At 65.1% G+C, this 12,857-nt stretch carries 10 protein-coding genes; 6 read left to right on the top strand and 4 right to left on the bottom strand.

The window, feature by feature from the left end; all coding sequences use genetic code 11:
* Nucleotides 1–190: 190 nt before the first annotated feature.
* Nucleotides 191–1,027: a 5-dehydro-4-deoxy-D-glucuronate isomerase gene (gene kduI / locus EDF58_RS07525; protein WP_132263944.1), complete on the bottom strand. Its 837-nt coding sequence runs from the start codon at nt 1,025–1,027 to the stop codon at nt 191–193.
* Nucleotides 1,028–1,198: 171 nt separating this feature from the next.
* A complete protein-coding gene (locus tag EDF58_RS07520) occupies nt 1,199–2,233 on the bottom strand; it encodes a LacI family DNA-binding transcriptional regulator (RefSeq protein ID WP_132263942.1) in 1,035 nt (344 codons plus the stop codon).
* Between the two features lie 280 nt (nt 2,234–2,513).
* On the opposite strand from EDF58_RS07520, the gene EDF58_RS07515 reads away from it, so the two are divergent.
* Both EDF58_RS07515 and EDF58_RS07510 read left to right on the top strand, forming a co-directional pair.
* Nucleotides 2,514–3,317, top strand: coding sequence for a 2-keto-4-pentenoate hydratase (locus EDF58_RS07515; RefSeq protein ID WP_132263940.1), 804 nt, complete (start codon nt 2,514–2,516; stop codon nt 3,315–3,317).
* A 55-nt stretch (nt 3,318–3,372) separates the two neighbouring features.
* Complete coding sequence (locus tag EDF58_RS07510) at nt 3,373–4,743, top strand: MFS transporter (RefSeq protein WP_132263938.1); 1,371 nt, start codon at nt 3,373–3,375, stop codon at nt 4,741–4,743.
* Nucleotides 4,744–4,812: 69 nt separating this feature from the next.
* Here EDF58_RS07510 and EDF58_RS07505 read toward each other — a convergent pair whose 3' ends face one another.
* Nucleotides 4,813–6,120 carry a cytochrome P450 gene (locus EDF58_RS07505; protein WP_132263936.1) on the bottom strand — a complete coding sequence of 436 codons (1,308 nt, stop codon included), beginning with the start codon at nt 6,118–6,120 and terminating at the stop codon, nt 4,813–4,815.
* Between the two features lie 178 nt (nt 6,121–6,298).
* Between EDF58_RS07505 and EDF58_RS07500 the strand changes: the two genes are divergently transcribed.
* Entirely contained in the window at nt 6,299–7,567 is a 1,269-nt protein-coding gene (locus EDF58_RS07500) for an amidohydrolase family protein (RefSeq protein WP_132263934.1), read from the top strand.
* Nucleotides 7,568–7,838: 271 nt separating this feature from the next.
* Complete coding sequence (locus EDF58_RS07495) at nt 7,839–8,948, top strand: hypothetical protein (protein ID WP_165921345.1); 1,110 nt, start codon at nt 7,839–7,841, stop codon at nt 8,946–8,948.
* Here EDF58_RS07495 and EDF58_RS07490 read toward each other — a convergent pair.
* The gene (locus EDF58_RS07490; RefSeq protein ID WP_132263930.1) at nt 8,945–9,667 is read right to left on the bottom strand and encodes an extensin family protein; all 723 of its coding nucleotides are present in this window, start codon (nt 9,665–9,667) and stop codon (nt 8,945–8,947) included. The two genes, EDF58_RS07495 and EDF58_RS07490, sit on opposite strands and share 4 nt — an antisense overlap.
* A gap of 272 nt (nt 9,668–9,939) precedes the next feature.
* Here EDF58_RS07490 and EDF58_RS07485 point away from each other — a divergent pair, with 272 nt between their 5' ends.
* Both EDF58_RS07485 and serA read left to right on the top strand, forming a co-directional pair.
* Nucleotides 9,940–11,073 carry a phosphoserine transaminase gene (locus EDF58_RS07485; RefSeq protein WP_132263928.1) on the top strand — a complete coding sequence of 378 codons (1,134 nt, stop codon included), beginning with the start codon at nt 9,940–9,942 and terminating at the stop codon, nt 11,071–11,073.
* Nucleotides 11,074–11,203: 130 nt separating this feature from the next.
* Nucleotides 11,204–12,790 carry a phosphoglycerate dehydrogenase gene (gene serA, locus EDF58_RS07480; protein WP_132263926.1) on the top strand — a complete coding sequence of 529 codons (1,587 nt, stop codon included), beginning with the start codon at nt 11,204–11,206 and terminating at the stop codon, nt 12,788–12,790.
* The last annotated feature ends 67 nt before the right edge of the window (nt 12,791–12,857 follow it).

The raw sequence follows: 12,857 nt of genomic DNA, 5'->3' as shown, positions 1-12,857 counted from the left end.
CGTTCGTGGCCCGGAAATCCCCCGAACCCATCTTCGGCCCCCGCTCCTCTTCGGCCGCCACTTCGTCATTGCGAGCGTAGCGAAGCAATCCAGAGCGGTGGTCCACGACGCCCTGGATTGCTTCGTCGCTCCGCTCCTCGCAAAGACGAGGGTAGGGGAGCGACGAGGCAAGTTCCGAAAGGCTGCTGCCTTACTGAAGCTGGCAGATATCCAGCACGTTCATGTCGGTATAGTCGAGGTTCTCCCCGCCCATGGCCCAGATGAACGCGTACTTCTTGGTGCCTGAGCCCATGTGGATCGACCAGGGCGGGCTGATGACGGCCTCTTCGTTGGCGATCACGATGTGGCGCATCTGGTCGGGTTCGCCCATGTAGTGGAAGATGCGGTCGTTCTCTTCCGGCAGCTCGAAGTAGAGGTAGATTTCCGAGCGGCGGTCGTGGAGGTGCGGCGGCATCGTGTTCCAGACCGAGCCTTCTTCCAGCACGGTCAGGCCCAGCAGCAGCTGCGCGCTCTCGCAGACGCCGGGGATCACCAGCTGGTAGATCGTGCGCTGGTTCGAATTGGCAAGATCGCCGCGCGCCAGCGGGTTGGCCTGGTCAAGCGTGATGTGCTTGATCGGCAGCGTCTTGTGGGCGGGAACCGAGGCGATGTAGAAGCGGGCGGTCTCGCCCTCGAAAGTGACCTCGGTCGAGCCCATGGGCACGTAGAGGCATTCCTTGTTCTGCATTTCGAAGCGCTGGCCGTCGACCGTGATCGCGCCCGGGCCGCCGATGTTGACGATGCCGGCTTCGCGGCGCTCAAGGAAGGGGTGGCCTTCCGCGCTTTTCGGCACGGTCTGGGCGGGCAGCTTGAGCGGCCCCTGCGAGGGCACCGCGCCGCCGATCACGAAACGCTCGTTGTGCGAATAGTTGAGGCTGACCTTGCCGTCTTCGAACATGCCGGTGACGAGGTAGCGATCGCGCAGTTCCTCGTTGGAGACGCACTCCATCATGTCGGGATGGGTGGCGTGGTAGGTCTTGCAGAACACGGGGGCTCTCCCTTGTGGAATTCAGTTCCGTATGGTGGGACGTTATTACGCTTCAGGTCAAGTCTTATCCGGTCTTGGTAACCGGTGTCAATGTTCCGCCGGGCGTGTTTCTCCCCGGTTCCGGCGCGTCCGTTTTCGGCCCCGGCAACGGGCCGGGTGTCCGGTCGGCGCTCAGGCCGTGCGTTCGGGCGCGGCTACCGAGGCGCGGCGCACCAGGTCGGAGAGGAACAGCGAAGGCTGGTCGGCCGCGCCGCCCGGGTCGATCAGCTTGTGCGCGGCGGCCGTGGCCATCGGCACGATCGGCCAGCGCACGGTGGTGAGCGGCGGCCAGATATGGGCGGCGATGGCGGTATCGTCGAAGCCGATGATGGAGAGCTGCTCGGGCACGGAAATGCCCTTGGCCCGCGCCGCATGGAGGACGCCGGCGGCCATCTCGTCATTGCTGCAGAAGATCGCGGTGGGGCGCGGATCGGCGGAGAGCAGGCGCTCCCCCGCGGCCAGGCCCGATTCGAAGCGATAGTCCCCGCGCGCGCCGATCTTCGGATCGAGCTTGAGCCCGGCCGAGGCCAGCCCGTCGATGAAGCCCAGTTCGCGCTCATGCGCCGAGCGGAAGCCCTCCGGTCCGGCGATGAAGCCGATGCGGCGATGGCCCAGGCTGGTCAGCCACGACACCGCTTCGCGCACGGCATGACGGTCGTTCGAGGCGACGAGGTGGCTGTCGTCGTCCAGCCGGGCCGAACCCATGCGCACCAGCGTGCAGCCCAGTTCGCGGCAGACCGCCGCCAGTCCGTCGTTCTCGGAAATCGGCGGCAGCAGCAGCACGCCGTAGAGCCGCTGCTGTTCGATGAAGCGGCGGATGTCCTCCAGCATCGTCGGCGAGTGGCGGTCCACCGGGCGCACGACGAGGGCGAATTCGGTGTCGCGGATGGCTTCGAGAATGCCTTCCTGCACGCCCAGCACCATCTGCGCGTTCGGGTTGTCGTGGATCAGGCCGATGAGGAAATTGCGGCGCAGCGCCAGTGCGCGCGCCTGCGGATTGGGCACGTAGCCGATCTCCGCGATCACGGCTTCCACTTTCTCGCGCGTGGCCTGGCCCAGGAGCGGGGACTTGTTGATGACGCGGCTGACGGTTTTCTTGGAGACGCCGGAAAGGCGCGCGACGTCGTTGATGGTCGGCTTGGTGTCGCGTCTGAATTCGTCCGGCATCCTAGCCCCTTTGGCGGCACCGCTTGCGGCTTCGCCCGATATGTTGTGAGCCGCTTGCCTTCTTGCGCGCGGAAAGGCAAGATGACACCGGTTTCCATATCTTGGAAGCCCTCAATTTCGCGTTACCGCCCCCTGCGGCGTACACGCCCTCCGCTCCACCCGCTGCCCCGGCAATGCAACCCTTTGACAAGGCCACGGGATCGAGAGGCATCGCGCTTTTGATTTGCCTATGACACCGGTTTCCTTTAACGACGGCAACCAGAACAACGAAGGGTTTGGGATGAGTTCCAACGAGCAGGCCAGAACGATTGCGGGGGCATTCGTATCGGCGCGGCGCGAGATGCGGGCGCTGGCCGAATACCCCGGAGAGGCACCTTCCGATCTTGCCGCCGCCTATGCGATCCAGGACCTTGCCATCGGGCTGGACGGCCGCACGGTCGCGGGCTGGAAAGTGGGCAGGATCAACGTCCCCGAAGACACGCGCCTGGGCGCCGACCGGCTGACCGGGCCGATCTTCACGGACAGCGTCGTCACCGTCGCTGCGGCCGAGGCGCCGGAAATGCCGGTCTTCGCCCGGGGCTTCGCCGCGGCGGAAGCGGAATTCCTGCTGCATGTCGCGCCGGGCTGGGACGGTGTCGTGCCCGCCGATGACGAGGCCACCCGCAAGGTGCTGGACGCCGTGCACATCGGCATCGAAGTGGCCAGCTCGCCTTACCCCGGCATCAACGCCGATGGGCCGCCGGTCACCGTTTCCGATTTCGGCAACAACGCCGGCATGGTGATCGGTCCGGTGCTGGAAGGCTGGGAGACCGCCACTTTCGAGGCGATCACCGTGCGCTTCGAGATCGACGGGCAGGAGATCGCCTCGGCAACCACCGCGACCATGCTGGACGGCCCGCTGGGCGCGGTGCGGTTCCTGCTTGCGAACCTTGCCTCGCGCGGTATCGACTGCAGCGGCGGGACCTGGGTTTCGACCGGCGCGGTCACGGGGGTCCATCCGGTGGTGCCGGGGCAAAGGGTTCTGGCGCATTTCGAGGGACATGGCAGCATAGGCTGCAAGATCGCGGCGGCGGTGCCCGCATAGGAAGAATGCATCGGCAGGCCCGAAAACGGTGCCGCCGAAGAGGGAGCAGGATCAGATGAACGCAGGCATTCCCGAAAGCCATCTCACGGATGGTTCCGGAGCCGCCAACTCCGGAAGCGCCAAATCCGGAATTGGGGTTCCGGGAGCAGACGGTTCCGGGGCCGACCGCCAGGGAATCCATCCCACCGCGGGGCGCTATCGCTGGGTGATCGTCGCGCTGCTCTTCGCGGCGACGGCGATCAACTATATCGACCGGCAGATGATCGGCGTGCTCAAGCCCACGCTCGAGGCCGAATTCCACTGGACCGAGTCCGACTTCGCGGGAATCGTCTTCTGGTTCCAGCTCGCCTACGCGATCGGCTACCTCTCCTTCGGCAAAGTGGTGGACGTCCTGGGCGCGCGGATAGGCTATGCCATCGCCCTGGTCATCTGGACCATCAGCCACATGGCGCACGGCTTCGCCAGCGGCGTGACCTCCTTCGCGATGGCGCGCTTCGGCCTCGGCATCGGCGAATCGGGCAATTTCCCCGCCGGCATCCGCGCCGTCACCGACTGGTTCCCGCAGAAGGAGCGCGCCTTCGCGATCGGCCTGTTCAATGCCGGCGCCAATGTCGGCGCGATCCTGACGCCGCTGATCGTGCCGCTGCTGGTGCTCTGGTTCGACTGGCGCGTGGCCTTCTTCGTCACCGGCATCTTCGGCATTCTCTGGCTGATCGCCTGGTGGGCGATGTACCGCCATCCCAACGAGCATGCCCGCGTCACGCGCGGCGAACTCGCCTGGATCCAGCAGGACCCGGCCGACCCGGTCGAGAAGATCGGCTGGTCGAAGCTGCTGACCGTGCGCGAGACCTGGGCCTTCGCCCTCGGCAAGTTCCTGATCGACCCGATCTGGTGGTTCTTCCTGTTCTGGCTGCCGGGCTACCTGTTCGAGCGCTACAACCTCGACCTCAAGACCTTCGGCCTGCCGCTTGCGGCGATCTACCTGATTTCCGACCTTGGCAGCGTGGGCGGCGGCTGGCTTTCCTCCAGGCTCATCAAGGCGGGGAAGACGCCGAACTTCGCGCGCAAGATCACGATGCTGATTTGCGCCTTCTGCGTGCTGCCGATCTGGTTCGCGCAGTCGCTGGACAGCGTCTGGGCCGCCGTGCTGGTAATCGGTATCGCCACGGCCGCACACCAGGCCTTCTCGGCCAATCTCTACACTTTCCCGTCCGACGTCTTCCCGCGCGGCGCGGTGGGATCGGTGGTGGGCATCGGCGGCACCGTCGGCGCTTTCGGCGGCATGGGCATGGCGCTCTTCGCGGGCTACATCCTCGACACGACGCACAGCTACGAGGTGCTCTTCGGGATCTGCGCGGGGGCCTATCTGCTGGCGCTGGCAGTGGTCCACCTGCTCAGCCCGAGGCTGGCACCGGCGAAAGTCTGAGAGCGCCGGACTTGACGGCCAGGTTCCGGGGGCGATGTCCCCGGAACCTGCGGCCACCTGCCGCTTCGGCTACGACGCTGGCGGTGACGTCACGTCCCAGACGATCGGCAGGTTGCGGATCGACAGCAGCCCCGGGAACACGGCCGTGTCCGCGCCCGGCTTCACCCGGAATTCGGGAATGCGCGCGAACCACTCCTCCAGCAGCAGCCGCAGCTCGCGTCGCGCCAGGTGCGCGCCGAGGCAGATGTGCACCCCGCCCACGAACGTGAAGTGACGGTTGGCCTTGCGCTCGGGATCGAAGGTGCGCGGGTTCTCGAAATGGGCAGGGTCGAAATTGCCCGAGGGGTTGAGGCAGGAGAACGAATCGCCCTGGCGCACCTGGATCCCATGCCACTCGAAGTCCCGGGTGGCGGTGCGGGCGGATGAGAGGATCGGCTGCGTGCGCAGGAATTCCTCGACCGCCGAGTTGATCAGCGCCGGATTCTCGCGGATGCGCCGCTGCAGGTCGGGCTGGAGCGCGAGACGGCGGAACATCTGGGCGATGGTGGCCGCCACGGTATCGAGGCCGCCCAGCCAGAGGAACCACACCATGCCGATCTTCTCGTCCTCGGTCGGCGGGCGACCTTCGGCCTGGCCGCCGATCCTGCCGTGGACGATGGCGGAGACGAGGTGCTCGTCGGGTTCCGCTTCCTTCTCGGCGATGAAGCCCCGCAGGAATTCGAGCACGCCGCGCAGTGCGGCCTGCATCTTTTCGAGGCTGCCGGAATGGAGGATGTCCCATTCCCAGTCGAGGAACTGTTCGAACTTCTCGTCGGGAAAGCCCATCAGGCCCATGAATATCCGCACCGGATAGACCCGTGCGAAGTCCCAGGCCATGTCGACCTCGCCCTTGCCCGCCACGGCGTCGATCATCTCGGTCACCACGTCGCGGATGCGCGGTTCCAGCTCGCGCGTGATCCGGGCGGGCGAGAAATAGGGCATCAGGTAGAGCCGGTACTTCTGGTGGTCGGGCGGATCGATGGCGAGGGGGATCGACTTGAAGGTCTCGCCGATCAGCCGCTGGAATTCGGCCGTGCCCGCGTTCGAGAAATGCGCATTGTCGGTATAGACGCGCTCGATGTCCTCATAGTGGCTGACCACCCAGTTGCCCTGCTGCCGCCCGCTGATCGCGCCCAGGCCGTGCCGGGCCGGCGGCGCGTAGAGCAGGCGCGGGATCTCCGGGCCGGAAAGCCAGCCGCAGGGCTCATAGGGATCCAGGAGGTCGTTGGGCTCGGTGCCCATGGCAAAGCCCAGGTCGACGATGCGATCCTTCGGAACGTTGTCCGGGGCGGCATCGAAATCGACGCGGATGTCGTCGAGCGTTCGGATGTGTGGCATGATGTTCTCTCCCGAGGCCATGGATGCCCGGGCATCCCCCGCGCGGCAAGGCGCAGCGCAGCGCGCGCGCCGTTCCCGGCAGGGCTTGCGGCCATTCATCGTCTCGGCGTTGGGCTCTCGATTGACCCGCAGCCCCCGAGGTTGCGACATGAGCCCCAATTGTTTTGGGAGACAGGCCATGGCTGATGGCGACACGAAGGAAATGCAGGAATCTGCGCGCAAGTACTGGTCGGCGGAAGGCTACACCAAGGGCGGAGTGATCCGCGAGGTTGACTACGCAACCCAGTCCGGCGGCCTCGATCCGACGCTGGAAGGCATCAAGATCGTCGATACGGACACGCACCTCAGCGAACCGCCAACGCTGTTCACGGACCGCGCGCCGGTGGGCCTGAAGGCCAAGATGCCGTTCGTGAAGCGCGATGCCGACGGGGTGGACCGCTGGTACATCGGGGACCGCAACTGCGGCTCGCTCGGCGGCAACGTGATCCGCAAGGACAACAACAAGCTGCTCGGCCGCCTGGCCTTCCCCACCCTGGAGGAAGCCCATCCGGGTGGTCACGAGATCGCCCCGCGCCTGAAGGCGATGGACGACATGGGCGTCTATGCGCAGATCTGCTTCCAGAACTCGGGCATCACCCAGGCGGGCATGCTGATGACGCTGGGCGACGACGATCTCGCCGTCACGATCATGAAAGTGTTCAACGATTTCAACGCCGAATATCAGCGCGACTCGGGCGAGCGCCTGTTCCCGATGGCGCACCTGCCGTTCTGGAACAAGGCGGAGATGGAAAAGGAAGCGCGCCGCTGCATCGACATGGGCCTGCGCGGCTTCGTGCTGCCCGATACGCCCGAGCGCGTCGGCGTGCCCAGCTTCAACCATGAATACTGGACGCCGTTCCTCGAAATGATCGACGCGGAAGGCATTTCGCTCAACTTCCACCTCAACGCCGCGATCGACCCGAACACCCTGACCTGGGAAGGCTTCGCTTTCGAACAGACCCTTTCGGTGGTCGCGACGATGTTCTCCATCGGCAATGCCGCGACGCTGGGCAACTGGATGGTCTCGGGCCGACTCGACCGTCACCCGAACCTCAAGATCGGCCTGATCGAGAGCGGCATGGGCTGGGTGCCTTTCGCCGTGGAAGCGCTGGAACACCAGTTCCAGGAAATGCTGCCCAGCAAGCGCAACGTGCTGAAGAAGCAGCCCTGGGACTACTTCCGCGACCACTTCAAGTGCACCTTCTGGTTCGAGAAGATCGCGCCCAAGCTGCTGCTGGAAACCATCGGCGTCGACAACGTGATGTTCGAAACCGACTTCCCGCACCCGACCTCGCTCTATCCGGGCGTGCAGGCGCATATCAAGGACGTGCTGGGCGGCTACGATTACGCGGTGAAGAAGAAGGTCCTCCAGGACAACGCGGTCAATTTCTACAAACTGCCGTTCTGAGTAGATCGAAAGCCTGAAGCCGTGCCGGGGCGAGCAGTCGCTCCGGCACTGTTCAATCCGGTTTGGTTGTTTCTCATGCGGCGATCGCGCGCAGGCGCGCTACGAAGCCTTGATAATCTTGTATTTTACTACATGCTAATGAGTAATCGCTGGATCGTGCCCCGTTCCGGTCCTCGTTCCATCCTCGCCCCTGGAGGAGATCGTGATGCTCATTCTACCGCTTCTGCTGCTGCAAGCCGCCGACTCGGCGAATAAGGCGCCCCCCGTTCGGGTGTCGCCGGCCCAGGACGAATTCGCGGATTCGATGGTAACGGTCACCGGGCGCAGCCTGCGCTCCACGGCGGCCTCGCTGGAACAGTGCCTCGCCCGGCGTTGCACGCCCGCCGAAGACATCGCTGCCTCCATGGAGCATGCGGAGAACCAGCTCGTCGCCGGTGAGATCCAGGGCGCGCGTAAAACGCTCATAAAGTCGCGCTCCCGCAATAAGCGCTATGCCGAAAGCCTGCCCCGGGAAGTAAGCGGATTGCTCCAGTTCGACGCGGACGTGGCTTTGCTGCTGGGCATGCCGGACTATGGGCGAATAGCGACTTTCGATTCGATCGATGCCTTGAAGGCAGGCTTGCCGGCCGACGATCCCTCCATTGCCGCCAAACGCCTGACGGTAGCTGACGTTTTCCTGCGACAAGGCAAGTATTCCGCGGCCGTTCACATGTACGATGCCGTGGCGCGGCGCGCGGAGGAATCGGGCTGGCCGGCGGTGCAGGGTGCCGCCATGTTCCGCTCGCTGCGGTTCTATGCCATGGCTGCCAGCGTCAATCCGGCTTATGCCTATGAAAGCCGAAAGCGCTACGCGGCTTTGCGCGAGACGACAGATCCCGCCATGAAGCCCATGCGCGATGCAGCACATGCCCTGACCGCCAGGCTCAAGCTCCTTTCGGACAAGGATGCAGACGTGGATGAGGTCATGCGGGGGCTGGCCGGGGTCAAGGTTTCGACGCCGCTCCTGATCTATGCGCCTTCGGTCGAATTGGGGGCGGGCTCGTCCGCCGAACTCGGCTATGTCATGCCGACCGCGGGGTCTAACCAGTGGGTCGATTTCAACTATCGGATCGGCCCGGACGGGGCGGTTCGGGATGTGGAGATCGTGTCTCAGGCCCCCAAAGTAAGCTCAGGGCTGATTGGCATCATGAAAAAGGCCTTGGTCGGGCGCCGCTATGCGCCGCTTGACCTTCCGGCCGACTCCACCGGTATGCTGCGCCGGGAGCGCTTCATGGTCGTAGCCGATACCGCGCAAGTCACGAACACGCGGCTCAACCTGAAGGCCGGCCTGCCGAAACTGATGACGATGGACCTGACCTCCAAAATGAACGCGAAGCCTTAGCGGCAGAAGTTCGCGCCGTCCGCTTCGAGGTGGAAGTGGTTCTTGTGGGCTTCGTTGTAATCGGGGCCGAGCGTGGTGCCGAAGCGTTTGCAGGCGCTGTCGTGGACGACGCGCAGGAAGCGGCGTTCGGCGGGGGTGCCGTTGCTCCAGTCGCCCAGCACGGTGATGCGGCGGCCGTCGGCCAGGACGAAGCCGGACACATCGATGGCATTGGCGGTGGCATGGCCTGAGCGGCGCGCGGTGCCGGCGACGTTGCGGCAGTTGTAGCTGCCATAAGTCTCGATGCTCAGGATGCGGCTGCCGAGGATCTGCTGCGCCGCCCGGTCGACGCCGTAGCGCGCCCAGGCCGCGAAGGGCGTGGCCGTGGTGCAGGTCACGGGGCCGAGGTTGGTCACCGATACGGTCGCCCGGTCGGTGTTCAGGGCCGAGAGTTTCACCGTGCCCAGGGTGGAGCAGCCGTTCCCATAGTACCGGTCCGTCACGGGCGTGAAGACGGCGTTCTGCGCGCCGAGCGTTGCCATGCACTGGCGCAGTTCGCGGGAAGGCGGCGGCGCGGCGGGGCGCGACTGGGCCGAGGGGCGGGCGCCTCGTCCGCGCGGCTGTTCCGCGCGATCGATGCAGCCGCTCAGAACCGCCGCCAGCGGCAGCAGCAGCGAGAGGCCCAGCGAAGACCGTGAAGGCAGCAATCGGTGCGGCGGCGTCGTAATCCGGGGCGTCATCATCGCGTCCAAGCATCCGGGACTGGCGTGAACGGGAGCTTACCCGGCCAGCCATGAGGCGGGAAACGCGCGGCGCGCGGTTTTCCACCGAATAGCGAATGCGCGGAATTCCGCTGGTTTTGCGCATGGAAGCACTGGGAAAGATCGAAAACGGGAAACGATCTGGCGCAAGCGGCCGGAGAATCGTTTGACAAATTTCCCGGCCTCTTTAGACGCAGCGCCGGGCCACGCGGTCCCAACGCCGCGCGTGCTCTCTGTAAGGAGAGTCAGAAATGACTGATATTATTAGCGTACCCGCGCGCAAACCTGCGCGTCCGCACTTCTCTTCCGGTCCCTGCGCCAAGCCGCCCGGATATGCCCCCGAAAAACTGAACACCGAAGCACTCGGTCGCTCGCACCGCGCCAAGATCGGTAAGACGCGCCTTGCGTATTGCATCGATCTGATGCGCGAAGTTCTGCAGCTGCCCGACACGCATCGCATCGGTATCGTCCCCGGCTCCGACACCGGCGCCTTCGAGATGGCCATGTGGACCATGCTCGGCGCCCGCGGTGTGACCGCGCTGGCCTGGGAAAGCTTCGGTGAGGGCTGGGTTACCGACGCCGTCAAGCAGCTGAAGCTGGAACCCACCGTGTTCCGCGCCGATTACGGCCAGCTGCCCGACCTCGACAAGATCGACTGGTCCGACGACGTGCTCTTCACCTGGAATGGCACCACTTCGGGCGTGCGCGTTCCGGACGCCAACTGGATCCCGGCCGACCGCGAGGGCCTGTCCTTCGCAGACGCCACTTCGGCGGTCTTCGCCTACGACATCGACTGGTCGAAGATCGACGTCGCCACCTTCTCCTGGCAGAAGGTTCTGGGCGGCGAAGGCGGCCACGGCGTGCTGATCCTCGGCCCCCGTGCCGTTGAACGCCTTGAAAACTATACCCCGGCCTGGCCGCTTCCCAAGGTGTTCCGCCTTGTCTCGAAGGGCAAGCTGGCAGAGGGCGTGTTCAAGGGCGAAACCATCAACACTCCCTCGATGCTCGCTGTCGAGGACGCGATCTTCGCTCTGGAATGGGCCAAGGGTCTGGGCGGTCTCGAAGGGCTGAAGGCCCGTTCGAACGCCAATGCCCATGCGCTGGACAAGATCGTCGCCGAGCGTGACTGGCTGAGCCATCTGGCAGTCGACAGCGGCACCCGCTCCAAGACCTCGGTCTGCCTCTCCGTCGAAGGCGCCGATGCCGACTTCATCAAGAAGTTCGCAGCCCTCCTCGAAAAGGAAGGCGCGGCTTACGACGTCGCCGGATACCGCGATGCCCCTCCGGGCCTGCGCATCTGGTGCGGCGCGACCGTGGACACGGCCGACGTCGAGGCGCTGGGACCGTGGCTCGACTGGGCCTACGCGACCGTCAAGGCCGGCTAAACCATTCCACGTCGTCCCGGACTTGATCCGGGACCGCTGACGGAGCCGAAGCCAAACCACCGGCGAAGCTCCGTCAACACTTCCACCGATCCCGGATCAGGTCCGGGATGACGAGTGAAGGAATAATTCCATGACCAAGCCCCGCGTCCTCATTTCGGACAAGATGGATCCCAATGCCGCCCGTATCTTCGAGATCCGCGGTTGCGACGTAGACGTCATCACCGGCGAGACCCCCGAGCAGCTGATCGCCCGCATCGGCGATTATGACGGCCTTGCCATCCGCTCGTCGACCAAGGTCACCAAGGAAATCCTCGCCGCCGCGAAGAACCTGAAGGTGATCGGCCGCGCCGGTATCGGCGTCGACAACGTCGACATTCCGGCCGCTTCGGCCCAGGGCGTCGTGGTGATGAACACCCCGTTCGGCAACTCGATCACCACCGCCGAACACGCCATCGCCATGATCTTCGCCCTCGCGCGCCAGATCCCCGAAGCCAACGCGCAGACCCAGCAAGGCCTGTGGCCGAAGAACGGCTTCATGGGCGTTGAAGTCACCGGCAAGACGCTGGGCCTGATCGGCGCGGGCAACATCGGCTCGATCGTCGCCAGCCGCGCGCTTGGCCTGAAGATGAAGGTCGCCGCCTTCGATCCGTTCCTGACGCCGGAACGCGCCGTGGAAATGGGCGTGGAGAAGGTCGATCTCGACACCCTGCTCGAACGGGCGGACTTCATCACGCTGCACACGCCGCTGACCGACCAGACCCGCAACATCCTCTCGGCCGAGAACCTGGCCAAGACCAAGAAGGGCGTGCGCATCGTCAACTGCGCCCGCGGCGGCCTGATCGACGAAGCCGCGCTGAAGACTATGCTCGACAACGGCCACGTCGCCGGTGCCGCGCTCGACGTGTTCCAGACCGAGCCCGCCAAGGACTCGCCGCTGTTCGGCACGCCGAACTTCATCTGCACCCCGCACCTCGGCGCCTCGACCACCGAAGCCCAGGTCAACGTGGCGCTTCAGGTGGCCGAGCAGCTGGCCGACTTCCTGGTCAATGGCGGCGTCACCAACGCGCTCAACATGCCGTCGCTCTCGGCCGAGGAAGCGCCGAAGCTGAAGCCTTACATGAAGCTGGCCGAAATGCTGGGTTCGATGGTCGGCCAGCTGACCCGCGACTCGGTTCCCCGCATCTCGATCCACGTCGAGGGCGCCGCTGCCGAACTGAACCAGAAGCCGATCACCGCCGCCGTGCTGGCCGGTTTCCTGCGCGTCCAGTCGGACACGGTGAACATGGTCAATGCCCCGTTCCTCGCCAAGGAGCGCGGCCTTGAAGTGCGCGAAGTGAAGACCGAGCGCGAGGGCGACTACCACACGCTGATCCGCGTTTCGGTGAAGACCGAAGCCGGCGAGCGTTCGGTGGCCGGCACGCTGTTCAACAACGTCGAGCCGCGCCTCGTCGAAATGTTCGGCATCAAGGTCGAGGCCGAGCTGGCCGGCGACATGATGTACATCGTCAACGAAGACGCGCCCGGCTTCATCGGCCGCATCGGCACCCTGCTGGGCGAGAACGCCATCAACATCGGCACGTTCAACCTGGGTCGCCGTGACACCGGCGGCGAAGCCGTGCTGCTGCTCTCGGTCGACAGCGCCGTGTCGGAGGACGTCCTCAAGGCGGCCACCGCACTTCCCGGCGTGAAGACGGTCAAGGCGCTCAAGTTCGCCTGATCGTTCACGTTCAAGGCTCTTGACGCAAAAAGGGGCCGGCATCTTCGGATGTCGGCCCCTTTTCTGT

This window comes from Novosphingobium sp. PhB57, from assembly GCF_004342985.1.
Taxonomy (GTDB): Bacteria; Pseudomonadota; Alphaproteobacteria; order Sphingomonadales; family Sphingomonadaceae; genus Novosphingobium.
The sequence above is the reverse complement of the archived record's forward strand: the minus strand, read 5'-3'. Positions and strand labels throughout refer to the sequence as shown.

Bases quoted from the DNA above. Each gene is read 5' to 3' on its own strand.
- EDF58_RS07520 (WP_132263942.1), bottom strand. From the start codon at position 2,233: ATGCCGGACGAATTCAGACGCGACACCAAGCCGACCATCAACGACGTC.
- EDF58_RS07515 (WP_132263940.1), top strand. From the start codon at position 2,514: ATGAGTTCCAACGAGCAGGCCAGAACGATTGCGGGGGCATTCGTATCG.
- EDF58_RS07510 (WP_132263938.1), top strand. From the start codon at position 3,373: ATGAACGCAGGCATTCCCGAAAGCCATCTCACGGATGGTTCCGGAGCC.
- EDF58_RS07505 (WP_132263936.1), bottom strand. From the start codon at position 6,120: ATGCCACACATCCGAACGCTCGACGACATCCGCGTCGATTTCGATGCC.
- EDF58_RS07500 (WP_132263934.1), top strand. From the start codon at position 6,299: ATGGCTGATGGCGACACGAAGGAAATGCAGGAATCTGCGCGCAAGTAC.
- EDF58_RS07490 (WP_132263930.1), bottom strand. From the start codon at position 9,667: ATGACGCCCCGGATTACGACGCCGCCGCACCGATTGCTGCCTTCACGG.
- EDF58_RS07485 (WP_132263928.1), top strand. From the start codon at position 9,940: ATGACTGATATTATTAGCGTACCCGCGCGCAAACCTGCGCGTCCGCAC.
- serA (WP_132263926.1), top strand. From the start codon at position 11,204: ATGACCAAGCCCCGCGTCCTCATTTCGGACAAGATGGATCCCAATGCC.